Source organism: Scytonema sp. PRP1 (genome assembly GCF_036697665.2).
Classification (GTDB): Bacteria; Cyanobacteriota; Cyanobacteriia; order Cyanobacteriales; family Nostocaceae; genus Kalymmatonema; species Kalymmatonema gypsitolerans.
In genome coordinates, this window is record NZ_JBAHYJ020000073.1 from 87906 (window position 1) to 113319 (window position 25414).

Annotated in this window: 16 protein-coding genes and 2 pseudogenes; 14 read left to right on the top strand and 4 right to left on the bottom strand. The window is 41.8% G+C overall.

Annotated features, from left to right (window positions below):
• Positions 1–448: 448 nt before the first annotated feature.
• The gene (locus V5G28_RS16200) at positions 449–1327 is read left to right on the top strand and encodes a prephenate dehydrogenase/arogenate dehydrogenase family protein (protein WP_332991201.1); all 879 of its coding nucleotides are present in this window, start codon (positions 449–451) and stop codon (positions 1325–1327) included.
• A gap of 11 nt (positions 1328–1338) precedes the next feature.
• Here V5G28_RS16200 and pabB read toward each other — a convergent pair.
• The 3 genes and pseudogenes from pabB to V5G28_RS16215 all read right to left on the bottom strand — a co-directional run.
• Positions 1339–2913, bottom strand: a pseudogene (gene pabB / locus V5G28_RS16205) (aminodeoxychorismate synthase component I); the annotation flags it as partial.
• 12 nt (positions 2914–2925) lie between these two features.
• On the bottom strand, positions 2926–4080 hold the full coding sequence (locus V5G28_RS16210) for an RNA-guided endonuclease InsQ/TnpB family protein (RefSeq protein ID WP_336230907.1): 1155 nt from the start codon (positions 4078–4080) through the stop codon (positions 2926–2928).
• Positions 4081–4097: 17 nt separating this feature from the next.
• Positions 4098–4277 (bottom strand): hypothetical protein, encoded by a 180-nt coding sequence (locus tag V5G28_RS16215; RefSeq protein WP_336230908.1) that lies wholly within the window; start codon positions 4275–4277, stop codon positions 4098–4100.
• A gap of 33 nt (positions 4278–4310) precedes the next feature.
• Between V5G28_RS16215 and V5G28_RS16220 the strand changes: the two genes are divergently transcribed.
• From V5G28_RS16220 to V5G28_RS16240, 4 genes and pseudogenes are all read left to right on the top strand, one after another.
• A complete protein-coding gene (locus V5G28_RS16220; protein WP_332991209.1) occupies positions 4311–4442 on the top strand; it encodes a hypothetical protein in 132 nt (43 codons plus the stop codon).
• 556 nt (positions 4443–4998) lie between these two features.
• Positions 4999–5595: pseudogene (locus V5G28_RS36740) on the top strand (Kae1-like domain-containing protein).
• 248 nt (positions 5596–5843) lie between these two features.
• Complete coding sequence (locus V5G28_RS16235; RefSeq protein WP_332991214.1) at positions 5844–6236, top strand: HypC/HybG/HupF family hydrogenase formation chaperone; 393 nt, start codon at positions 5844–5846, stop codon at positions 6234–6236.
• A gap of 231 nt (positions 6237–6467) precedes the next feature.
• Complete coding sequence (locus V5G28_RS16240; protein WP_332991216.1) at positions 6468–9344, top strand: PAS domain S-box protein; 2877 nt, start codon at positions 6468–6470, stop codon at positions 9342–9344.
• Positions 9345–9378: 34 nt separating this feature from the next.
• Here V5G28_RS16240 and V5G28_RS16245 read toward each other — a convergent pair whose 3' ends face one another.
• A complete protein-coding gene (locus V5G28_RS16245) occupies positions 9379–11694 on the bottom strand; it encodes a response regulator (protein WP_332991218.1) in 2316 nt (771 codons plus the stop codon).
• A gap of 1655 nt (positions 11695–13349) precedes the next feature.
• On the opposite strand from V5G28_RS16245, the gene V5G28_RS16250 reads away from it, so the two are divergent.
• The 9 genes from V5G28_RS16250 (at position 13350) to V5G28_RS16290 (ending at position 25378) form a co-directional block, all read left to right on the top strand.
• Positions 13350–13598: a hypothetical protein gene (locus tag V5G28_RS16250; protein WP_332991220.1), complete on the top strand. Its 249-nt coding sequence runs from the start codon at positions 13350–13352 to the stop codon at positions 13596–13598.
• A gap of 107 nt (positions 13599–13705) precedes the next feature.
• Entirely contained in the window at positions 13706–15751 is a 2046-nt protein-coding gene (locus V5G28_RS16255; protein WP_332991387.1) for a nucleoside-diphosphate sugar epimerase/dehydratase, read from the top strand.
• A gap of 151 nt (positions 15752–15902) precedes the next feature.
• On the top strand, positions 15903–17204 hold the full coding sequence (locus tag V5G28_RS16260; RefSeq protein WP_332991222.1) for a lipopolysaccharide biosynthesis protein: 1302 nt from the start codon (positions 15903–15905) through the stop codon (positions 17202–17204).
• 77 nt (positions 17205–17281) lie between these two features.
• On the top strand, positions 17282–18106 hold the full coding sequence (locus tag V5G28_RS16265; RefSeq protein ID WP_332991224.1) for an FkbM family methyltransferase: 825 nt from the start codon (positions 17282–17284) through the stop codon (positions 18104–18106).
• A gap of 317 nt (positions 18107–18423) precedes the next feature.
• Complete coding sequence (locus V5G28_RS16270; RefSeq protein WP_332991227.1) at positions 18424–20397, top strand: glycosyl hydrolase family 28 protein; 1974 nt, start codon at positions 18424–18426, stop codon at positions 20395–20397.
• An 89-nt stretch (positions 20398–20486) separates the two neighbouring features.
• Positions 20487–21695 carry a glycosyltransferase family 1 protein gene (locus tag V5G28_RS16275; protein ID WP_332991228.1) on the top strand — a complete coding sequence of 403 codons (1209 nt, stop codon included), beginning with the start codon at positions 20487–20489 and terminating at the stop codon, positions 21693–21695.
• Positions 21692–23212, top strand: coding sequence for a hypothetical protein (locus tag V5G28_RS16280; RefSeq protein ID WP_332991230.1), 1521 nt, complete (start codon positions 21692–21694; stop codon positions 23210–23212). Before V5G28_RS16275 ends, V5G28_RS16280 begins: the two co-directional genes overlap by 4 nt.
• 247 nt (positions 23213–23459) lie before the next feature.
• Complete coding sequence (locus V5G28_RS16285) at positions 23460–24149, top strand: class I SAM-dependent methyltransferase (RefSeq protein WP_332991232.1); 690 nt, start codon at positions 23460–23462, stop codon at positions 24147–24149.
• Positions 24150–24181: 32 nt separating this feature from the next.
• A complete protein-coding gene (locus tag V5G28_RS16290) occupies positions 24182–25378 on the top strand; it encodes a glycosyltransferase family 4 protein (RefSeq protein ID WP_332991234.1) in 1197 nt (398 codons plus the stop codon).
• The last annotated feature ends 36 nt before the right edge of the window (positions 25379–25414 follow it).

The window sequence follows — 25414 nt, forward strand, 5'->3', positions numbered from 1 at the left end:
AGGTTTCACCAGTTAAAATCGCTAAGTTAAGGACAAACTTAATTTCTGCTGTAATTATCGTAACTGCTGACTGCAACAGATCTGTGCTAAGCTGTTGTACATCGAACTTGCACTTTCAGTTTTATCGAAAAGTTTTTCCCTTAAGGCGATAGCAAGGGAGCACAGTGCCCTTACGGGCAATCGCCAACAGAAACCACAACCACCTCTACAGGTGGGGGTAACCAATAGTCTATTTATAAGAATAAGTTATCAGTGAAGTGGAAGCTTCAATTTTCCTATGATAAAGAGTTAAATGCATTGCTTACCTTAAGCATTCGTGACATTTTCAGACAAGATATCATATGTCAATAAGTAAAAGAACTTTAATATGAGCGTGATTCTTAATTCCCATCCCGCCCTGGTCGTGAATCTGGCAGATTTAAAACACCTCCAACGATAGTGTGCAACTATGAATATCGAAAAAGTATTGATTCTTGGCTTAAACGGTGGATTCGGTAAACTCTTTTCCAATTTACTTGCAGAAGAAGGGCTTAGTATTTTTGGCATCGATTTGGCACCGCAGCCAGACAAACTAGCCAAGTGCGCTCGCTATCTTTGCGGCGACCTTAGTCAACCTGACAAAAATATGCTGGCGATCGCTCGCCAAGTCGATTGCTTGCTCATCTGCCTCCCTGAAAGTGTAGCATTTGTAGCTTTGGAGCATTTCATCCCGGCAATGTCTGCCGATGCGCTTATAGTGGATACTCTATCGGTTAAAACTACCTTAGCGGAGAAGGTGACAAACATTAGGGAAGACCTACAATTACTTAGCATCAATCCAATGTTTGCTCCTGACCTCGGATTTCGCGACAACAACGTTGTCACCGTGCAGTTATCGTCAGGTCTCCGTTCAGATAATTTTATCAGCCTTATGGAAAAGTGGGGCGCTCATGTAACCTCAATGACAGCAAGCGAACACGATCGGCAGACTGCCATCACCCAAGTTGCAACACATGCGGCAATTATTTCGTTCGGAATCTGCCTAACTGAACTTGGTTACGATCCAAATAAAGCGCTCCCGATCTCGACACCAGTGCACCGAACCCTGCTCGCGCTGTTTGCGCGTATTACGAATCAGGCTCCTGAAATCTATTGGAGAATTCAGGTTGACAATCCCTATGCTGCACAAGCACGCGAAGCCATGTCTGCAAGCTTAAAACAGCTTGCAGACATGGCTTATGCGAATCATCAACAAGAGTTTTACAATGCACTTACTAGATCCAAAGAAACACTCTCACCTTGCTTGGAGGAACTGATTGCCTATGCTTCCCGCATATTCCAAATTTAACCGCTCACAGTTCATTGATGCACGAGCTTCTTCTCAACCTGCGTGCCAAGGATCTGATATCGGCTCGGATCGATCTCTCCATGAACGGTGAGTAGAATGGCACGGATCAAAGCCTGTGCCTTGAGGAGAGTTTCATCAAATTCCATTTGAGGATCGGATAGAGCCACGATTGCTCCTCCCACACCAATAGATATATCGCTAGGAGTAACTACCATAGTGCGGATGACAATATTGAGGTCTGTAGTACCATTCAACCCTAGAAATCCAATCGCCCCTGAGTAAACACCGCGTGCTTCTCGCTCCAGTCTGTCAATAATCTCCATTGTTCTCAGTTTGGGCGCTCCAGTCATTGATCCGCCAGGGAATGCTATTCGGATGCAGTCAATGGCTCTCATATCTGGGCGCAGGCGACCACAAATAGTACTTACCAATTGGTGTACTGTAGCATAAGTTTCCACATCCATTAATTTCGGAACGTGTACGCTGCCTACCTCACATACTGGTCCTAAATCGTTGCGTAACAAATCTACAATCATTAAGTTTTCAACGCGATCTTTTTCTTCGCTGCGTAAGTTCTCGCGCATAGCAAGGTCTGCTTCCGGAGTTTCCCCACGAGCTCTAGTTCCTTTAATCGGTTTCGACTCCACCCAGCGATCGCGGTCAATTTTAAGAAAGCGTTCTGGGGAAGAACTGAGGATAGCAAGATCGTTAAATCGCAGGAATGCCGAGTAAGGTGCTGGATTAGTTCGGCGTAAGGTTCGATAAAGGGTCAGCGGAGCGGGGTTGGTGTCTGTATGAATTTTGTTAGTTAAACAGACTTCGTAAGTTTCTCCTTCAGCGATTTCTTGCAGGCATTGTTGAATGTTATCTAGATATGTCTGATAAGATCGACTGAAGCAAAAAGTTACTGACTTCTGAGTGTACTCCTCTAGAGATGGGGGTAAAGGAGGCAGCGTGCAAAGTTGCTGCTCTATGGTATTGAACCAGGCTTCCGCTTGCGCCCTCTCCCCCATCTTCGTAAGGCAAAGCAGATAAGTCGTTTGTTCCTGGTGGTCGAACGCAATAACCCGCTCAGCCAACAAAAAGGTCGCATCGGGAAGCTGTGAGGGATTTTCCAGTTTGCCTCCGCATTCCGCCTTGAGTTCGTAACCAAAGTAACCAACAAATCCACAGTTGAAGTCAAAGGGAAGCTCATCAGAGCTACAGTACAGGCGCTCAGTTTCGTGCTTCAGATACTCAAAGATGCTGTCTTTGTGAAACGTCACTTTACCTGCTTGAGTGACAGCTAATTGTTTGAATTGAGTGTTGTACTGGACTAGCAGACTGTTAGAACCGCTAGCATCACCCATGAAGGAGAAGCGCGATAAACCTTGTTCTACTTGACTGCTATCAAGCCAAAAAGCGTTTGGTTGTTCCCCAAATAGATGGACGAATACTTGCTCTGTATCTGGACAAATGTTGAGTTTACGGCTCTTTACTTCGTATTCCTGATTCTGCGAATGACGCAGTTCACCTGTGGGAATAATGGAAAACTCTTGGGACTTCGCTTTTGCTGCTCTTTTTTGAGGAAACTGCAAAGTGAGATCTGTGACATACTCCTACACTGTACTGTACTCAGTCAGTGTAGGCTCAAGAGTGACTCCCGGTATCCCGTCGGACATTGACTGAGCTTTAAGAACGCGATGCCCCAGCGCTCTATTTTTTATATTTCTGGCTGCGTTGTGGTCGCGGTCGAGACTACATCCACATTGACAAGAATGCCATCTTTCATGCAGCCTTTTAGGAACTTTCACCCCACAACTAGAACAGTCTTGTGATGTGCCAGAAGCATTCACAGCTATTACCAACAACCCAGCATTTTCGGCTTTGGTGGTTAGAATTGACAGGAAGCTTGACCATCCAGCATCATGCACAGACTTGGCAAGCTGTGACTTTGAAAGTCCTTTAACGTTGAGGTCTTCATGAGCAACAACGTCGTATTTTGACAGCAATTGTTTGGCTGTTTTGAAGTGAAAATCCTTCCGTTTCTCGGCAACTTTTTTGTGTTGCTTAGCCAACTGTTTTACAGCTTTGCGTCTACGATTACTCTCCTTTTTGCGTCGTGATAGTCGCTTTTGAATGACACGTAAACGTTTTTGAGACTTGCGGTAGTGCTGAGGTATTTCGACCGTTTCACCTGTTGAAGTGGTTAAAAACTCCTTCAAACCAAGGTCAATACCAGTCATTGAATCTGGATTAATGTCGGGATTAACACTTGGAACTGTTGGATCTTCAAGGCTCAGGGTTAGATAATAACCATCAGCTTTTTTCGTAACTGATACGGTTTTTACCTTAAACCCATCTGGCATTGGACGATGCAAGATTAACTTGATATTTCCTGATTTTGGCAGACATATCACTCTTCCTTTAATGCAATCATCCTTCATTTGTGGATAGGTAAAAGTCCGGTAACGGTCACGAGACTTAAAGCGAGGTTTACCACTTCTCTTACCGTTGCTATCTCCACTTAAAAAACGGTCAAAAGTTACTTTAACTCGCTTGACTACATCCTGCAAAACTTGTGAGTGAATATCACTGTAATGAGGATGCGTCTTTTTGAGTAATGGTAACGTTTTCTTCTGACTGTAATAGTCTGGATTATCTCTTAACCCTGGAAGATGACAAACAAGAGGACAAGCGTTGACTGGGCAACGATTATGTTTATACCAATTAAATCTGTCTGCTAGCAAATAATTGTACTGAGAGCAAAGCATAGACAACCATCTGTCTATTAGTCTTGCCTAACTTTCTCTAACCATTTATGTATTTTCTCGTCATCTAAATCAGCAGCATAATGCCCTGCTGCATATTCACATAACGTGAGATGAATTTTCTCACGACCTGACTTTTCACGGTATGTGGAAAAAGTTATTTTGAGGGTTTCCCAAGCCCTGATTTTTCCGTTCGTCATTTTCATTAATCTAAAACTATTGAGAATAATTTTGTGGAAAAAGCCACGCTGTTTCGTGGTTTGAGGGCTTCCCGTGAAAAGTCAGAACTATGGATGAGCAACGTCCAAGGGTTATGGTTGCTGAGGCTACTGGATATATTGGTGGCGACCCATTCTCAAAATTGAGGCATTGCCCTATAGCCTAACCTTAGTCATGTGATTCTGTGTTGCTTACCGTAGTACCCATGTAATAACATATCTGCTCTTTTGCATTCCTCACAAGTTTCTCAAATTATTTTTCTATACCTAACTGTAAGACGAGGATCTTTTCAAAAACTCACCTAGCCTAACTATTAGAGGTTTATATGTTTCCTGTACCAAGCAAAATATCTCAAACTCACGTAGAATCGGAAAGCACAACTTTATCATCTAGTGCTGCTAGAAAATGCTTACAGTCTAGCCATGACACCTGTGCTGTTAACTGATCGCAGCACTCCTGTCGTAACAATTTTAGTTCTCTTGGAAATTGGGCGATCACCCTTTGGGCGATCGCCTTGCTATTCAATTACAAAAACAAACCTAGGGCAGTTGACTAGAAGGCATACGAAGAATGTAATCATTCACTCCTTCCTCACAAGTTCCTCAAATTTTTCGCCTAATTTCAAAATGTAGCTTGCAAAGGCTGGCGATTCATCTAAGACCGTTTCTAAAATGCGGCGAATTTGGTAATGCAGTTTTTGAAATGCCAAATCTTGTCCCAATACAGGCTTTTTCGACACAAGAATTGGGGATTTTGCAAACTATGTTACAGCGCCAAGTCAATACTCCTATGACTTCCAGTTGTGCACGATTGTTTGATGCGATCGCCTCAATTTTGGGGTTACGTCAGCAAACCAAATATGAAGGACAAGCTGCAATGGAATTAGAGTTTTTCATAAATGGTCTATAAACTGATGAACAATATGAATTTGAAATTCTAGCTCCTGTAACTGCTGATAAAGTTTCACCAATAATTGTTGATTGGGTAGTGAGAGTGAAGGAAATCTTAGAGGATATTCACTCTGGTTCATCCCTGAGCAACATAGCAGCTAAATTTCACAATACTTTAGTAGAAATGATAATTGCAGTAGCCAAATGTGTGGGAGAAGAAAAAATAGTTCTGAGCGGCGGTTGTTTTCAGAACAAGTATTTGACTGAAAGAACAATTCAACGTTTGAGAGCAGAAAATTTTTGCCCCTACTGGCATCAACGTATTCCCCCAATGATGGTGGCATCGTTTTGGGACAAATCATGGCAGTTTTACGGGAAATTGGGATTCAAAAAAATTGATATATGGTAAGAGGGTGCATATTGATTACCTATCACTAAAAACTTTCAAATTATCAATAGCCTTATTTTTGAGAGAGTTTCTTGTGGTCTCACAATTTCCTCACAAATTTAATTTAGGATTGATAACATCGTTCTCTTTACAGCAGTTCTCACGTCTTTGAACCACACTGTAAGGGCACAGCAATGCTGTGCCCCTACGGCAAATGTCGTCTATTTACCTGAAAATAGCTGTAAATTGAAAGTCATATAGAACTAATCATGTGTTTAGCAGTACCAGGTAAAATTCTTAGTATTTCTGGTGACGCTCTACTGATGCGAACTGGAAAAGTCAGTTTTGGTGGAGTCATTAAAGAAGTGAGTCTGGCTTATATACCCGAAGCGAAAATCGAGGATTATGTCATTGTCCATGTTGGGTTTGCCATTAGCATTCTTGATCCACAAGAAGCAGAACGCACACTCGATGCATGGCGCTTACTTAATTCTGAATACTTACAAGCGGCTCAGGGCAAAAAAGAATCTCCCGCCAGCGCTCCATACTGTAATCATTGGTCAAGGGTTAGCAGCACTCTATATAAGTTACACGCTGCTTGTCAACTACTCCGCTCATGCTTAATGCATGGGCGAGGTATTGTGCCGCAAGAAACGATGTAAACTATAGCCCTTCTCACTTGGATGAAATACATATTTTGTGGGGTGGGCATCCTGCCCGCCCTCAATATAAGACCAGCCCCAATTCCATCCCACAAGAAAAGGTTGTATTGCACTCAATCAAGAACCGCTATATATAACTACTATTTAATAAACAATTTGTATAAATTGAAAATCATAATTTGCAGCGAACTACTCTGACTATATGACTATATATTACCAAGCAAAGAAAGTATGCGAGCTAAAACAGCAATTAACCAATCAGTTGATCCTCTGTCTTTTGAATTGCCCACTTTAGAGTATGTCATTGACTGCTCTGGCTTAACAGTTGCGCCACAGACTCCTGTGGTGGATGCCATTGCCTTAATAAGCCAAGCACTCGGCAGCATTTGCTTACTATCGAACAGCAATGTATTGCCTGACTCAATCCGACTCAATCAGGAAAGAGTTAGCTGTGTCTTGGTAGTGGAAGGGTCGAAGTTAGTGGGGATATTCACACAGCGAGATGTCGTCAGGCTCACTGCTAAAGGGGTTGACTTATCTAACCTTAGCATTGCTGAAGTGATGACACAGCAACTCATTACTCTGGTGCAATGCCAAGCTGAGAATGTGTTCACGGCGTTGTTACTTATGCGTCAGCATCGAATAGGTCATCTACCAATTATGGATGACCAAGGTCAATTAGTAGGACTTGTCACACTCGAAACTATAGTCAACCAGCTACTGTACCAAACTACTGACGAGATAGAAAGACGGGTACAGGAACGCACAGCTGAACTTTCGGGAGCAAACGCGCTACTGCATAGGGAAATTGAGAATCGCAAGCAGGCAGAAGAACAAATCAAGTTTCAGGCTTATGTTCTGTCTCGGGTGAACGATGCGGTGATTGCGATTGATTCTCAAAATTGCATTACTTATTGGAACCAAGCAGCGGAACAATTATACGGCTTTAAGGCTGAGCAAGTTCTTGGTCGCAGGTTGGAAGAAGTTTATCACTATCGCTGGGTCAAAGCAGAGGATGAACAGGCTGCGTATAATGCTTTGGCAGCGAGAGGGATTTGGCAAGGAGAGAATATTCATTGCAAAAAGAACGGGGAAGAAATTTACGTTGAGTCATCGGTGAGCATATTGACAGATGATAACGGTACTGCTAAAGGTTTTCTTGCTGTAGTCCGCGACATTACTAAACGCAAACAAGCAGAACAACAGCGCCAACTACTTCTTACCCAAGAACAGGTAGCGCGTGCGGAGGCAGAGGTAGCAAAAAACCGAATCTTCAATATTCTCGAAAGGATCACCGATGGCTTCTTGGCACTGGATCACAACTGGCGGTTCACTTATGTCAATCAGCAAGCAGCCCGGATCTTGCACAGAACCCAAGAGCAGCTCATTGGCACAAACGTTTGGGAGGAATTTCCAGATGCGCGAGATCTGGCATTTTATCGGGAGTATCATAGGGCAGTCGCACAACAGGTCACTGTTGAATTTGAGGAATTTTATCCGCCACTTAACACTTGGTTTGGAGTACACGCCTATCCCACACCAGATGGTTTGTCAGTATATTTCCAAGACATTACCGAGCGTAAGCAAGCAGAACAGAAAATCAACCAGCAAGCAGCTCTACTAAATATCGCAAAAGACGCGATTGTTGTTCACAATCTGGAAAACCAAATATTATTCTGGAATAAAGGTGCTGAACATCTGTATGGATGGCAAGCAGCCGAAGCGCTTGATAAAGATGTCAACGAGCTTTTGTGCAAGGAAACATCGCCTCAACTAGAAGAAGCTGTTTTGGCTGTCTTTGAACGTGGCTCGTGGCAAGGAGAGTTGAGCCAAGTACGAAAAGATGGCAAAAACATCATCGTTCAAAGTCGCTGGACACTGGTACACCATGAAACAGGACAACCGAAATCAATTCTTATCGTCAACACTGACATCACCGAGAAGAAACAACTTGAAGCGCAGTTTTTCCGCGCACAGCGACTGGAGAGCCTTGGTACCCTAGCCAGTGGCATTGCCCATGACTTCAACAATGTACTTACACCCATTTTAATCATTGCTCAACTGTTGTCACGTAAATTTTCCGCTCTTGATGAGGAAAATCGGGAACTATTGAAAACGCTGGAAGACAGTTCTAAACGCGGTGCAACTCTTGTCAAACAAATTTTATCGTTTGCACAGGGAGCCGAAGGCAAGCGCATTTATTTACAAGTCAGACACTTGTTAAAGGAAATTGTGCGGATTATTGAAAGTACATTTCCAAAATCTATTGAAATTAGCATGAACATACCAACGCAAAATCTTGGGACAGTCTGGGCAGATCCCACTCAACTACATCAAATTTTGCTGAATTTGTGCGTCAATGCTCGTGATGCCATGCCCAACGGGGGTACTCTCACTCTTGGTGCTGAGAATGTGTTTGTTGATGAAAACTATGCCAGGATGAATTTGGATGCCAAAGTCGGTTCTTTTGTTGTGATCACAGTCTCAGATACAGGATGTGGCATTCCTCTAGAAATACAAGAGCGTGTTTTTGAACCCTTTTTTACAACCAAAGAAAAGAGCAAAGGCACAGGATTAGGTCTATCAACTGTTCTTGGTATTGTTAAGAACCACGGTGGGTTTGTGAACGTATACAGTGAATTGGGTAAAGGCAGCCAATTTAAAGTTTACTTACCAGCCAGTGATACACACGTAACACAGGAAGCTTCTGACACTAAAATTAAGATGCCCAGAGGAAATGGCGAATTAATTTTGATTGTGGATGACGAAGCATACATTCGAGAGACAACTAAAACCTCGCTCTTAAACTATAACTACAAAATCCTCACAGCCAGTGATGCTATTGAAGCGTTCTCACTCTACACCTTGCATAAAGATGAAATCAGTGTGGTGTTGATGGATATACAGATGCCGTTGATGGATGGGTTAAATGCTATTCGCATCTTGCAAAAAATCAATCCCTCTGTCAAAATTATTGCCATTAGCGGGCTCTCCTCTAATCAGAAGCTTCTAGAAGCTAGTGGTATTGGTGTGAAAGCATTTGTGTCCAAGCCCTACATGATTCAGGAATTATTGAACACCATTAAACGTGTCTTAAGTGCGCCATAAACTTAAAATTCCTAAATCGAGAGCTACAGAAGATCTAACATGCTTTTTTGTTGGGTAATTTATTTTTTAGAAGTCCCTTAGCCGATTTATACAATGACTGTAAGTCACTCCCATCTTCAGGAAACTGAGCTAGACCAGCGCTAGCAGTTACCCGAAATTTGCTGTTGTCGATCGCACTAAACTCTTGCTTGTCTAGAAATTCTAGAACTTGAACGAGTCGTTGATGTGCATGATCTCGGGTCATGCCATACATACCTACCACAAATTCTTGTTTATCCCAACGACTGACAACATCTTCTTCACGGAATAATTGCTGTAGCAGTTGTCCAAGTTGGCGCAATATAGCATTATCGGTTGCAGGATCGAAACTATTGTTAACCTGATTAAAGTTGTTCAAGTCCAAGATAAGCAAGCACATAGGTTGATTGTGCCGTAGACACAACCGCAGCAACTTATTCAGGTCTTCAGTCGCCCGATGTCGGTTGTATAGTCTAGTCAGGGGATCAATTTCACCTAAGTTCCGCTGTAAGTTGATACGTTTTAGGCGGTGGAGAATGCAAGTCACTAATTCTCGTCCAACCATAGACTTGCTGGCACAGTCATCTGCCCCAGCAGCAAAAGCTTGATGGATAGTATTGGCATCTAGGCGATCAGTAAGCAGTAAAATAGGTAATCCACCCCACCGCATATCATTTCGTACCACTTGACACAATTCAATTGCTTTCAAATCAGGCATCTCAAGGTTGATTATCAGCAAATCTGGTGCAGTTACTTCCAAAGTCTGCCAAAAATTTTGGGGATCGCCTAAGTTACTTACTTTAATTCCCCAAGGCTCTAGTAAACTACTTAAAGTTGCTGAAAACTGAGAATTGTTGTCTGCAACCATAACGTTTGCTTCTGTTTTTATGTCTATTGGTAACAATACCTGCATGACTGTCTGTAAAACTTCATGTGCAGGTATTGGCTTTTGTAAAAAAGTGCGTCCACCCAATCGAGCGATTTGTATGCGATCGTCTAGATTGTTCTTAGCTGTAAAGACCAAAAAAGGTACTGGTGGGTTTTGCAGCAAAAGTTCTGCCAATAGGGCTAAACTTTCTTGGGTTGTATTCCCAACAACGAGATCCAGTAACACCACATTCGGACGAGTACGGTAAATTTTCTCTCTGGCTTCTGACAAGTTTGTTGCTACTTCTGCGACGATCCCCTGAGTTTGTGATTTGATAACTAATTCACGAGTCAGTTTGCAATCACTGTCAACGATTAATAACTTGGGAGGATCATCCTTATGACTTGCAGATTTTGAAACGAATCTTTCGCGAGAACACTCTATTTCTTTGCGTAAAGCCAACACCAACTTATGGAAGTGCTTAGCTTCTTTGGTTTCACTAGACTGACTAAGTTTTAGGTAGTAGTCGATTGTCCGAGCTAATTGAGAGCCTTTGTTTAAACCAAAATTACATAATAAAGTTGCTAGTGTATGAGCTTTCTGCTCTGCTAGAGTACGTAGTTCTTGAGTCAGTGTATCTTGCAAATAAGCCGTGGCTGCTTGTTCAAGCACGGAGATATACTGATTAATTCTTTCTCTAAGTCGATTTTGCGACGCAGCTAATGGTGAAACTGTCTGCTGCTGTTGTTTGTTTTCTGTTTCAGAAGAGAGGTTGTTTGAAGGCTTTGCTTGTTGTGCTTTCAGACGATACCCGACGCCATAAACAGTTTCGATTAAATTAGGATCTGCTCCTACCGTTTTCAATTTCTGCCTCAAACCTTTAATCTGAGTTCTGACTGCTTCTTCTGTTGGTGTGTTCTTAAAAGACCAAATATGTTCAAGAATTGCATCACAACTAAACACTTGCTGAGGATGTCGCATAAGCAACTCTAACAGAGCATACTCTTTAGAGGTTAACTGTATAGGATGCGTTTCATAGTGGACCTGAATACGACTCAGATCAAGGCGCAAGCTTCCCCACTCCAGCACGGGTAATGGAGCAGAACTACATCGACGTAGTAAAGAACGGATACGAGCAGTTAATTCTTCAGAACAGAAGGGTTTGACAACATAATCATCTGCCCCTGCATCTAGCCCTATTGCTTTATTGTTACTACTATTTTGACCTGTTAGCAAGAGGATAGGTGTTTTAAAACCCTGTGAGCGCAACCGTCGGCAAAGGGTAATACCATCGATTTTAGGCAACACAATATCAAGCAAGATTAAATCATAGTTGAAGGCTTCTACTAAGTCCCAAGCAATTTGACCATCTGTGGCAACTTCAACTACATAATTTTGGTACTTGAGCAGTGTAGTGAGTGGTTTGATCATTAACTCGTCATCCTCTACAAGCAAAATTCGCATTGTTGCTAATTCCTCCAAATTCTGGTACTGACTACGTTAACAGTTCGCAATCATTTATGAAGTATGAATCGAGAGTAAAAAATAAGCTGTTTTTCTTACCTTCTGTTTATGCATAAATAAGAAGGTATGTATTCAATTCAAAAAAATGATGTTCAACTGGTCGCGGCAGTCGCTTTCCACCATACGTACACGCGTTGGTGTGGTCAGCCGCTCCGCGATTGGGGACTGGGAAAACATTTCAAAATTTGGGAGGGGCTTTATTGCCCCTTCCATAATTTTTCGTTTGAGATACCACTACCCCAATCCAAGGGTCCCCAATCTCCAGTCCCTTTTACGCTTATACCAATCGGCTAGCTAATAGTACAGCCAATAGGTTCTAGAAATAGACTGATCCACAAATGCTAAATGCTGCTCATAACAGAGCTTTAGGGATTAAACCCTAAGGGCGATCGCTTCGCCTTGGCTCCTACAACTTGGGTTCAGGATACTTTTGTAAGAGTTCACAGTTGAATCGCCATTATATTGGAAATAAAGTTCACTTAACTGAAATTCAGTTAAAGAACTTATGTTGTAATACTCCAATTATAAGTTAGCTGATATTTTGCACTCTTCTCAATTAGACCTGAAGAATTAAGTTAATCAACAAACAAATCAAGATATTTTGTTTGGTAAAATTGTAAGAACCCCGATTTTGACCACTGCCCGATTTTGGTCACTGTAAGATGGAAGTGACATCGATTAGGGTAAACAGGATAATCATTCATGATTTGTTGAAACTTTAGTTAATAAACAGTTATAAAAATGCTGTCAAACAATCACGTATTTAAATACAATGGGAGAGCCAGGTAAGTTAAGTTGTTCAGTTAAGTGTGTCTAAACTTACATATTTTGCTGTATGCATAGCATGACCATGCTCTGTCCCTGCCGTATTGATGTAAAAAATTAAACATTTAGACTGAAGTTTAATATAAATTTTGTCTAATTGCAACTTGAGATTGAGAATTTGAGTGTAAAGAATTAATAACGTACCACTACTATCCCGAAATGCGCTTTTTCCCCAAGTTAGCTCTGCAATAATTCTCTTATTCATAATGGTATGGTTGATTTAATATTTTTTTTATATTTTCCTCACAAGTATCCCAAATTTTAAGTTTATTTTTGAAAGTAAGGACACCTTAAGTCTTTGCCTCTGAATATTTTGATGTACACAGCTGTGGAATTGCAACTATAACTCTACAGTTCCTTCCAGTGTGTTTTCATCCAAGGGACTTCCAAATAAAAAAATATCCAGCTTTTTCTTGTGGGATGGGATTGGCGCCCGTCCTATTAACTGGGCGGGCGGGGACGCTCACCCCACAAGATGAATAATTTATTTCTTGGAAATCCCCAAACTCTCATCAATGAGAAATAACCAGTGAGTGAAGGGTGCTATATGCCACAACAATCTTTATTATCATTCGTTAACTATTGCACTGATACTGTTGCATCGCGTATCGATAAGCAGGTCATTTGGCAGGGTAAGGGCGTAGTTGAATAGCGCATAGTTGAATATTGCTCTCAGGAGCATCCTTAGCCTAATAAGCTGTTCCATATTTAACTTGCATTATTTGGGCGGGCAAGATGCCCACCCCACAAGAATTTGAAAGAATTTAAATATGCAAACCAAATGTGCTTTAGCTTACAAATACAGCATCCCAAAACCATTTTCAGATCCCTCGATTCATAGAGCCACATTGGTGGCTTTTCATAGAGTACGTGCTGTGCGCTCCGGGGACGGAGTGCCCGCCTTTCCTGCGGAATGCTACGCGTACCTCACTTTGCAACGAGCTTACCGGCTTGGCGCAGCCTGTTTGCAGGACTTAGGGCGATCGCATATGCCAAAAAATATATCTCTCCAGACCTGAATGTTTTTTCTAGATTAGTTAATTGCCTGTATTCTCTGTGTTTTGAGCATGGTTATCTCTAAACAAGCTAGATGCTTGTGCAGATTACGCTAGAGGTTATGACAGATATGAATTTCTTCTTAAAAATTTCTCGCCCCTTCATGCAAAACCTGATGAACACTTTGTTGGCTCAATTGCTGAAGCTGAGAAACCGCCATTTTCTGATTTTTGACATTATTGTTTTTTTAATCACGCCCTTGTTAGCATTGCTCTTGCTTTTAAATGGTCGTCTTGTCTTGGAACAACACATACCCGATTTAGTAAAAGACACAATACTGTTTTTAATAGTCAAACTCTCTGTATTTTGGAGTTTTGGTTTTTATAAGCGTTACTGGCGATATGCCAGTATTGAGGAAGTGACATACATCGTCATGCTAGTGACGGCTACAGTGGTTATTGAAACTTTATTATTTAATATTATTCAATACATACCATATGTTGGTATGGATACACTACCACAAACCCTTCCGTATATTGACGGATTGCTTTCGTGTCTTTTCATTGGGGCACTGCGTTTCAGTGTGAGGCTTGTGGAAAGAGCTTATCAGGGACGTGCATTATTCAACTCACGGGAGCGGATATTGGTAGTTGGTGCTGGTAGTGCAGGGGTTTCCTTAGTACAAGAAATGCAAAGAAATCCACAATTAGGTTTTTATCCAGTGGCTTTTATTGACGACAATCCCGAAAAATTAAACGCACACATTCGTGGGATACCTGTCGTTGGCGATCGCCACCAAATTCCTGATGTTGTGAAATCTCTGCAAATCCAAAAAGTCATTATTGCGATGCCGACAGTCGCAGGACGAGTGATTCGAGAAATCGTTGATATTTGTAAACTCACTGGAATTCACACAAGCACTTTACCAGGGATACACGAAATCCTCAATGGTCGCGTTCGCTTAGACAGCATTCGAGACGTCAGGATTGAGGATTTACTCAGACGCGAACCCGTACAGACAGAGATTGAAAAAGTTTCCCGATTTCTCAAAGCAAAGAAAGTATTGATCACAGGCGCAGGTGGGTCAATTGGTAGCGAACTTTGCCGTCAAATTTTCCAGTGCTGTCCCGCCGAAATGATGCTTGTGGGACACGGAGAAAATTCTGTCTTCAACATCCAACAAGAATTGGAACAACTTGTACAGGGCATCAAACATGGTGATAATGCACAAGAACATATCCCTCGTCTTTCTGAATTCATTGCTGATATTCGCGATTACGAAAGACTAAAACACGCTTTTGTGAAATTCCAACCCGACGTGATTTTCCATGCTGCGGCTCATAAACACGTCCCCCTAATGGAATTAAATCCACCAGAAGCAATCACCAACAATGTGATCGGTACAAAAAATTTACTCGAGTTGGCACAGCAATACGATGTGAAAAATTTCGTAATGATCTCCACAGACAAGGCGGTTAATCCGACCAATGTCATGGGGGCGAGTAAAAGAGTTGCTGAAATGTTAGTCCTAAAAGCCGCAAGAGACAGTGGCAAGCCTTATGTGGCGGTACGTTTTGGTAATGTTTTAGGCAGTCGGGGTAGTGTGGTTCCTACCTTCAAAAAACAAATTGCAGCAGGAGGTCCAGTCACCGTCACCCATCCCGACATCCGTCGTTATTTTATGACCATCCCAGAGGCGGTTCAACTCGTCTTGCAAGCCACGGTAGTCGCTCATGGTGGTGAAGTGTTAATGCTGAATATGGGCGAACCTGTGAAAATCGTTGATTTAGCAAAGGAACTTATTCACCTTTCGGGATACGAAGCCAACAAAGATATTGAAATAGTGTTTACAGGATTGCGACCAGGGGAAAAGCTATTTGAGGAGTTGTTTATTACTGGAGAGGAATACGAATTAACCGAACACAAAAAACTGTTGTTGGTGAAAAATGCCAGTCGGATTATTCCGAATAATTTGGACATCAGTGTAGAAGCACTGTTAAAAGCAGCAGTTAGAAATGATGTGAATACTATTTTGTTTTTGCTGGAGCAGCTAGTACCGGGATACACTGCCAAATACTTACAAAATAAGGTGATCGAAAGCGCTGCAAAAAATATCACTATCGTGCCACAGCAAAACGTGAAGATACTGGCAAAAGTAGAACCAAGTAGTGTGTAAGGAGGAGAAAACCACAACAATTTGCTTCTTTGCAAAGCACTACGGTATTTAAACAATAGAATCTACCATCATAAAGCCATAAAATTCTGTCAGATCAAGACTTGAGCAAACTATATCAAACAGCTTGTTAAAGTGAGGAAGTTACGCAGCAATGGAACAAATTAAACCACTAACACTACGTCGTAACTTTTCCTGGACCTTCATCGGTAACGCTGTCTATGCAGCTTGTCAGTGGGGGATGCTGATAGTGATGGCTAAACTGGGTAACCCAGAGATGGTAGGGCAGTTTACCTTGGGGTTGGCAATTACTGCACCAGTAATCATGTTCACAAATCTCCATCTGCGATCTGTACAAGCAACAGATGCGAAACGCCAGTATCTGTTTGGGGACTACTTGGGTCTGAGGCTCATATCTATAGGGCTGGCACTTTTCCTGATTCTAGGAGTGACTTTTGCAGCAGGATATCGTTGGCAGACATCGCTGATTATCTTGGTAATTGGCTTGGCTAAAGCATTTGAAGCTATCAGTGACGTATTTTACGGGCTCATCCAGCAACATGAGCGTATGGATCGCATCGCTATGTCAATGATGATCAAAGGACCTTTATCACTATTACTCCTGGGTCTTGGGGTTTACCTAACCAATAGTGCCTTATGGGGAGCAGTAGGGTTGGCTGTAGCCTGGGCTATAGTCCTAGTCAGCTACGATATCCACAGTGGGGCATTGATGCTTAACAGGTTGCCACGAACACTGCAAAGTGAGATCTCTGGAACTGGCTATTTGTCAATGGCGCTAAGACCTCGTTGGCATCTAGAAACCCAGAGGCAACTCATATGGCTTTCTTTGCCTCTGGGTGTTGTGATGATGCTGATTTCGCTCAACAGCAATATTCCCCGCTACTTTATTGAGCGCTACTTAGGTGAGAGGGAATTGGGCTTTTTTGCTGCTATAGCCTACTTGATGGTAGCAGGAGGCATGGTAGTCAATGCGCTGGGAGAGTCAGTTAACGCACGACTAGCCAAATATTATGCAGCCGGAGATAGTACAGCTTTTCGCACCCTTCTGTTCAAGCTGCTCTTAATTGGTGCTTTGTTGGGTGGAACGGGTGTCTTAGTGGCTCTTGTCGCTGGTAGGCAGATTCTCACCCTTCTCTATCAACCTGAGTATGCGGAGTATGCAGATTTATTTGTCTGGCTCATGTTGGCTACAGGTATCAATTATGTGTCCTCGTTTCTTGGTTACGGAATGATGGCTGCTCGGTACTTCCGTATCCAAATTCCCATATTTGCTTCAGTGACAACTATCTCAGCTATGATTTGCTTCTGGTTGATTCCAACCCTAGGACTACTAGGGGCAGCGATCGCATTGGTGGTAGGAGCCGTTCTTCAAGCTGGAATCAGTCTAGGAGTCATCGTCCATGCACTACATAAGCTCAAAACCTCAACAACTTAAAAGGTTCTCCCAATCAGTCACAAATCTCATGCTGAACGGAATCAAAGCGGTTTTTTAATGATTAAGAAGGTCAAACAATGAACTTATTAACAGTCATTAGTCGGAAAATTGGTACTTTAAAAAAAATGTTTCGTCTCACAGGTATCAAAGGAATTTTAATTTTAAGACCTTTACCTAATTTTCTCTTGGCTATCTTATCGAAAATGGGAATTCATTTGAAAGATAAACCGATAAAATTACAAATTAAAGGTTATCCACATCCTATTTATATGCGTTATGGAAGTAGCGATCCAGCAATTTTTTATCAAATTTTCATTTTTCGTGAATATTCTTGTATAGATGATTTGACTGAAGCAAAAATTATCATTGATGCTGGTGCAAATGTCGGTTATTCCTCTATTTACTTCCTAAAGAAATACCCAAATGCTCAGATAATTGCTGTTGAGCCAGACCACGAAAATTTTAATATATGCCAGAAAAATTTATCAGGTTACAAAGAAAGAGTCTCAGTGATTCAATCAGGTATTTGGTCGCACAGAACAGCGCTGAAAGTTTGTAATGAAGATAGTCGGGAAAAATGCTCAATACAGGTAAAAGAATGTCAAGAAGGGGAAAGCCCAGATATTTACGCCATAGATATAGATACCTTGTTAAAAAAATATAATTTGACAACAATTGACCTGCTAAAAATTGATATAGAAGGCTCAGAGAGTGTTATTTTTTCAAAAAATTATCAAAACTGGCTTGAAAAAGTTAAAAATATCGTCATTGAATTGCATGGTACAGAATGCGAACAGGAATTTTTTAAAGCTTTGTCTGTGTATGATTATGATTTATCAACCTATGGAGAATTAACCATTTGTCAGAAACTATCATCTCAAACTGCCAAAGCTTGCAGGTAGTTATAGCGTAACTCAATTGAATAAACTACAGATTTATTTGTGTCCATCTGGAGGAAACTGCGTTGCGAGGGTTCCCCCCGTTGTTCAAAGCAGCGTCTCCGGAGGAGATAGCAAGTGTCCGTTGTCCATCTGTGGTTGATTATTTCTTTGTGTATCTTACCCAATTGCAAACGGCTATAATTATTCACTTCCGCCCATGCTTCACAGTAAATCAAGGTTTAAGCAACTTTTTAAGGAATGGGATGAAACATGACTGCACATAGTTGCTATTGAAATTTACGGCAATTGTCCTGTTATTACTTTGGGAGTAATTATGTATGCCCTACACAGACGCCAAAAACATCAGAACCCCAAATAATAAGTACAAGTTAGTTAAACCTAAGTTTGTTTTTTTGGTGCTGATGTTCTTAACACTAACGCTGGCACTAGTAGCTAACGCTTCCCTTGTAGTTAGCCAAGATAGAGTTCTGGAACTGTACCCTACACCTATGATCGCCCAAAAAAGCAACACCTATGCAGTCAGCGTTAACGGTAAGTCTGTATTTGTGAATAAATACAACTCAATAAATTACGTCCACTTTGCCTTTGCTGGCACAGCTGACATTGAAATCAGCTATAAAGAACCGATCAAAGATTATACCCTTAGCCCCAAAAGTGCTAAGATTCCATCACGCACAAACGGTAAAAAAATTTCCTTCTCCCTAAAAGTCCCCAGAAAACTTATCCTCCATAAAGTCAATGGACTGGGTGAACAATTGTATATTCTCGCAGATCCCCTAGAAGACAACGCGCCCCAACTGGGTCATGTTAACGTTACCAACCTCCTCAACTACAACGTAGACAGCACCGGTATAAGCGATGTTACTGACAAGATTCAACAAGCCATCAACGAGGTTTCTGCACGCAAGGGAGTACTTTATATTCCACCCGGAGTTTACAAAACTAAGCAATTAAACTTAAAAAGCAATATGACTCTGTACTTAGCAGGGGGAGCTGTGCTAGAAGCTACTAAAGAGATTAACCCTTCCTATGGTCAAGGAGTTCTACAACTCAAGAATGTCAGTAATGTGAAAATCATGGGGCGTGGAGAACTCTACGGTCATGGTTCTTATTGGCGACCAAGGGGAGGATGGTACAGCATGATCAACATGTCAAATGTGAATGATGTGGTGTTAGAAGACATTATCATTCGCGATCCGGCTGTTCCCAACGTTTGGATCGAATATGCAGAAAATTGCAGCATATATAATGCCAAAATCTTGGCGGAACCAGAACCAAAATTTGTCAATACAGATGGTTTTGATATCATGTCTTCACGAAACATTACTGTCGATAATGTCCTCTACAAGGGTACAGATGATGCTACGGCTATCGGCGGTGACAAGCAAGGTAGGATACAAAATACTGAAAATATTAATATTAGAAATTCGGTCTTTTATTCTAATAATAGCGGTGGTGCTGGTTTCACAATTGGAGCACGTTCCAATCAGGACTTTATCCGAAATATCACTTACGAGAATGTAGACGTTGTTCACGTGAATAGTCTTGCAAATATGTGGGCTGTTACAAGAGCTAAGTATGAAAATATTTACTTTAAAAATATTCGCCTAGAGGACGTTCTTGATGCGCCAAAAACTCCGAATGATTCTGCCTCTTTATTTAACTTCCGGGTTATGGTAGCAATTCCTCAATGGGAACCTACCTCATCTCCTAATAACTTAGGTTCTATTAAAAATGTCTATTTTAAAAACCTGCTGGTGGATGATAAAGGTGGTAAAAATTCTATTTTTCAGGGCTATGATTCGGAGCGGGGTATCAACAAAGTAACTTTTGACAATTTTTATATTAAAGGCAAACTGGTAACTACACCTAAGGATGCCTTCTTCAGTTTAATCCCTAGTGACAAAGACGGAAAGAATTATGTGAAATCCATAGATTTCACCCAAAGTAATCCCACAATTGTGAATATTACAGCAAACAAAATTTATGCATCTAAAGCAGGGGATACTGGTGAATTTATCGTGACTCGCACAGGTGGCAAGAATCAAGCTTTAAGGGTAAAATACACCATTAGGGGAACAGCTAAGAATGGAAGAGATTATAAAACCATTTCTCATTATGTAACGATTCCTCCTGGTGCGGCTTCTGCGAAAATTCCAATTCAACCTATACGAAAGAACAAAAATCAAGGGCTGAAGACAGTCTTTTTGAGTTTAGAAAATCTCCCTAACACCACCGAATATATGCTGGGTTCTAACTTCCACGCGGTGGCAAATATTGGTGGGTTGTGACAGGGTGTGGGTAGCGAGGCGAGATAATTTCATGTCCTTGAGAAGAACTGCTTAGATAATTTAGTTTCTTACGGAACAAGGTAGATAATATGCTTCAGCAACTCAATAGAGATATAAAGGAAAACAGAAACACCTTATTGAAAAATCAAGATCGCCTGCGTATTCTCCATGTTGTTGGCGGGATGAATCGGGGTGGAATCGAAACCTGGTTAATGCATATCCTGCGCAATATTGACCGCGATCGCTTTCACATGGATTTCCTAATTCATACCACCGAAGCTTGTGCTTACGATGAAGAAATTCTCTCCTTGGGCAGTCGAATTATTCCCTGCTTGAAGCGATCGCAACCTTGGTTGTATGCTCTCAATTTTCAGCGGATTTTGAGTGAATATGGTCCTTATGACATTGTCCACAGTCATGTTCATTACTTCAATGGCTATGTCCTGCGTTTAGCCCAGCAGGCAGGTGTATCCGTTCGCATTGCCCACAGCCATATAGATAGCTCAGCATTGGAAGCCAACAGAGGCAGACATCGGCACTTATATCTAACTTTAATGAAATCTTTGATTGCTCGTCATGCTACTATTGGTTTAGGATGCAGCAAAGTTGCCAATGCAGATCTATTTGGTGTCAACTGGAAAACTGACGAACGATGGCAACTTCTTTACTATGGCATTAATCTAACTCCGTTCCAAGAATCTATTGATGCAGTTGAAGTTCGTTCTGAATTTAAACTCCCTGTAGATGCCTTTGTTATTGGTCACGTTGGCCGCTTTGATGAACAAAAGAACCATCAATTTCTCCTAAAAATTTTTGCAGAGGTTGCAAGACTTGCACCACAGGCATACCTCTTGTTGGTGGGTGAAGGCATTCTCCAACCAAAAATCAAACAGCAAGCCTTGGAAATGGGCATTGCTGACCGAGTGATATTTGCTGGCAGTCGGTCTGATGTCCCCAGATTGATGCAAGGTGCTATGGATGTATTCCTCTTTCCCTCCCTCTGTGAAGGGCTTCCCCTAGTGTTACTTGAAGCACAAGCAGCAGGTTTAGCTTGCCTGATTTCGAATGCCATTACACAAGAGGTAGAAGTCGTCAAGCCACTGGTGAAGCGAGTATCCCTATCACAGCCAGTTTCAAACTGGGCTGGGGATTTGTTGCCTTGGCAAGATGGGATACCTAAAAGCGCCCAAACCGATGCTTTGAGACTTGTAGAAGCTAGCCCCTTTAATATTGAAACTTCGTTGAAGCAGTTGGAGAAGATTTATCAAGCCCAGTTCGCCAAACAAGTTGTCCTATGAACCAGAAGAGCGTTTACCCGAAGACTTATGTAGATAGTGTAATTGTTTCTTTCTTTATATGCTGTTTAATAATCTTGTGGTGTCTTCAAACCTCAGAACAGTTCGAGCATTGGTTTTTGATTCCCGTCACATTAAGTGGAATTTTGATTGGTATTGACACTGTTAACTGGTTTCGTGGTCGTCTAAGTATCTTTGACCCTGTTGGGATTATTGGTATATTGGGTTTTCATTTCTTCTTTTTAGCGCCCATACTTCATGTTCATTGGGACAGTTGGTTAGAACCTTGGTATCAGTACCCGACCGACTGGCGACCCTGGCTAGGTGGTATGGCAATCCTAAATTTATTGGGTCTTTTGGTATATCGCTGGAGCAGAAATCTAGTGCCAAAAAAACCAAAGAATCAGTCTGCTCAAACCGTATGGCGCATAGAACCCAAGCGATTTAGTCGGATTGTTAGCATTGCTATGATGCTTTCTGCGGTACTCCAGATCAGGGTTTATCAGCAGTTTGGTGGAATCATGGGCTATATTACCTCTGCCACTGAGGATTCAAGTGAATTCGATGGCATGGGTTTTGTATTCCTTTTCTCAGAGACCTTTCCAATTCTGGCAATGATGGCGTTTACAGTCTATGCTCAACGAAATAAACGCTTGCAAACCTGGCCAGTACTGATTGTAGTTTTGCTGCTATTTCTGGTACTGCAAATGTTTTTTGGTGGTCTCCGAGGCAGTCGTTCTAATACCATCTTTGCTTTATTTTGGGCAGCAGGCATAATTCATTTCATGATTCGCCCAATTACTAAAAAAGAAATTGTTATTGGACTGGTTTTTCTTCTCTTTTTTATGTACTTATATGGTTTCTTTAAATCAGGAGGCGTGGATGGACTCAAGAATGCTCTGGAAGGTCAGGAAACTCGTACCGAGTTGGAAAGTAAGTCAGGTCGAACTTGGCAAGGCTTAGTTTTGGCAGATCTTGGACGCAGCGATGTTCATGCTTATATGCTCTACAAACTTATGCTTCCTAACAGCGATTATGAATATGTCTGGGGAGAAACCTATGTAGCAGCAGCAACTATTGTAATACCCAAATTCATAATGCCCAATAAGCCTTTTAAACATAAGATCCAGCAAGGAACAGACCTGTTCTTTGGTAAAGGCTCTTATAAACCTGGCACCTCGAATGATTTAAGCGCATGGACTACTTCAAAGGTATTCGGGATTACAGGTGAAGCAATGCTCAACTTTGGGCCTTTTGTGGTGCCCTTAGCATTTATTCCTCTGGGGATTTTGATTGGTTGGGTTCAGCGCTGTCTGTTTACCTGGAAATATTTAGATAGCCGCTTTATTTTATTACCCATGCTTGTCAATTTTTGTTTTGCTGTTGTCGTGGGTGATCTTGATAATGTAATTTTTTTCTTATTGAAAAATAGTGGTCTTCCTACTCTTGTTGTTTGGTTAAGTTCTCAAAGGAAGATTTTGTCAGGGTGTTCAACTCATTGTGATTTGAAATACGGGTAAAAGCAACGGTCAGTTTCACAATCATTACTTAGAGGATGTTTTAAAAGTCCTACTGTCGGTAGCAAAGTGTTCTAGATCCCCCTAAATCCCCCTTAAAAAGGGGGACTTTGATTCCGGTTCCCCCTTTCCAAGGGGGCTAGGGGGGATCAATAAGTGCCAAAAATCACAGCCAACCACTTTTCAAACAACCTCTTAGCGGTGATTACAACAGACTGATAATCAAAAAGTTAATCAAGAGGTAAAAACAGTGCTAAAAAATAAAAAAGAAAATGTACGTCAACTATATGTTGGTGAGCGTGGTATCGATTACCATGCTGCAAGACATTCTCGTGATCCATATGTAGAAGAAGTAGTGGCAACAGAACGTGCACGCAAGTTACAACCATTGATAAAGACTGATGATACAGTACTGGAATTTGGGGTTGGTACAGCATTAAATCTGCGGTACCTCCAGTGTAAACGGCGGGTAGGATATGACGTGAGTATTGCTGGGCGTGAAATCTGCACGTCTGCTGGTATAGAGTTTATGAACGATACTGCATCATTAATGGGAGAGCAGTTTTCAGTCGTGCTGTGTCATCATGTGCTGGAACATGTTGCTGATCCTTACGATGTTTTGGAACAGATTTGGCAATTTCTCCTACCAGGAGGAAAATTGATTCTCTGTGTACCTTTTGAAGTTGATCGTCGTTACCATCGTTTCTATCCTGGTGATTTGAATCAGCATTTATTCTCTTGGAACGCACTGACTCTGGGCAATTTGGTTTCCTCAGTTGGTTTTAGTGTAAACCGTGCAGAAGTTCATCCGTTTGGATATGAACAACGCTTAGCTTTTCTTGCTAGATATGGACTCTCAACTTACCATTTAGGGCTGTGGATAATCAGAAAACTCATTCCAGCAGACGAGATTCTTCTCACCGCAACTAAGAATGAATAAAAGATTTGCCATATTTATCATCTACTCCTACTATGAAAGTTGTTATTACTATTGAGCATCGCTTTGATCGCACACCAGATGGTAAAGTGTGGACATATACCACCTGCCCATATTCATTCTGGAAGCGCTATCTAGAAGTTTTTGATCATGTGCGCGTGGTAGCACGTGTACGTGATGTTCCTTCAGTACCATCCGACTTTAGACGCGCGGACGGCGAGGGAGTTTCATTTGCAGCGATACCATACTATGTTGGTCCGTGGCAATATTTGCAGCGATCGCACCAAATCAAATTTGTTGCCCAAAATGCAGTTGGTGCAGAAGATGCTGTCATTCTACGTGTGGGTTCACCGATTGCTGCCTTAATCCAATCGCTGTTATACAAAATTGGTCATCCCTATGCTGTGGAAGTTGTAGCCGATCCCTATGATGCCTTCGCGCCTGGTTCTGTCAGACATCCTTTACGTTCATTTTTTCGTTGGTTAGCTCCGCGTCAATTGCGGGGTCAGTGTGCCAAGGCTTGTGCAGCTGCCTACGTCACTAAATACGCACTTCAGCGTCGGTATCCAGTTGCCAAGGAAGCTTTTTCGACTCACTATTCAAGTGTTGAATTGCTTGATACAGCTTTCGTATCTTCTACCCGTTCCCCTAAGCAGGAGATGGGCAGATTTAGTCTTATTAGTGTAGGCACACTAGCGCAACTATACAAGGCTCCAGATGTGCTGATCAAGGCTGTGGCTGCTTGTGTACGAGAGGGATTAGACCTTCAGTTAATTCTGATAGGAGATGGCAAGCATCGACCAGAATTAGAGACGCTAGCGAAAAATTTAGAGTTAGGAAAACGGGTCAATTTTCTGGGTCAATTGCCGACTGGTAATGCTGTACGCACGCAGTTAGATCAAGCTGACTTGTTTATCCTAGCATCCTATCAGGAAGGCTTGCCCAGAGCGATGATTGAGGCAATGGCTCGAGGACTACCGTGCATTGGCTCTACTGTGGGTGGGATACCAGAACTCCTTCCTCCTGAAGATATGGTATCACCTGGTGATGTGGTTGCTTTAGCAAACAAGATTCGTGAGGTGGTGACTAACCCAGAGCGCATGGCTCGAATGTCTACCCGTAACTTAGAGACGGCAAAAGATTACAGAGAACAGATACTTCAGGAACGGAGGATTGCGTTCTACCGCTATGTGCGAAAAAGGACAGAAGAATGGTTAAAAACACAAAAATGAATGAAAAAAATATATGTTGCAGGGTAAAACAATATA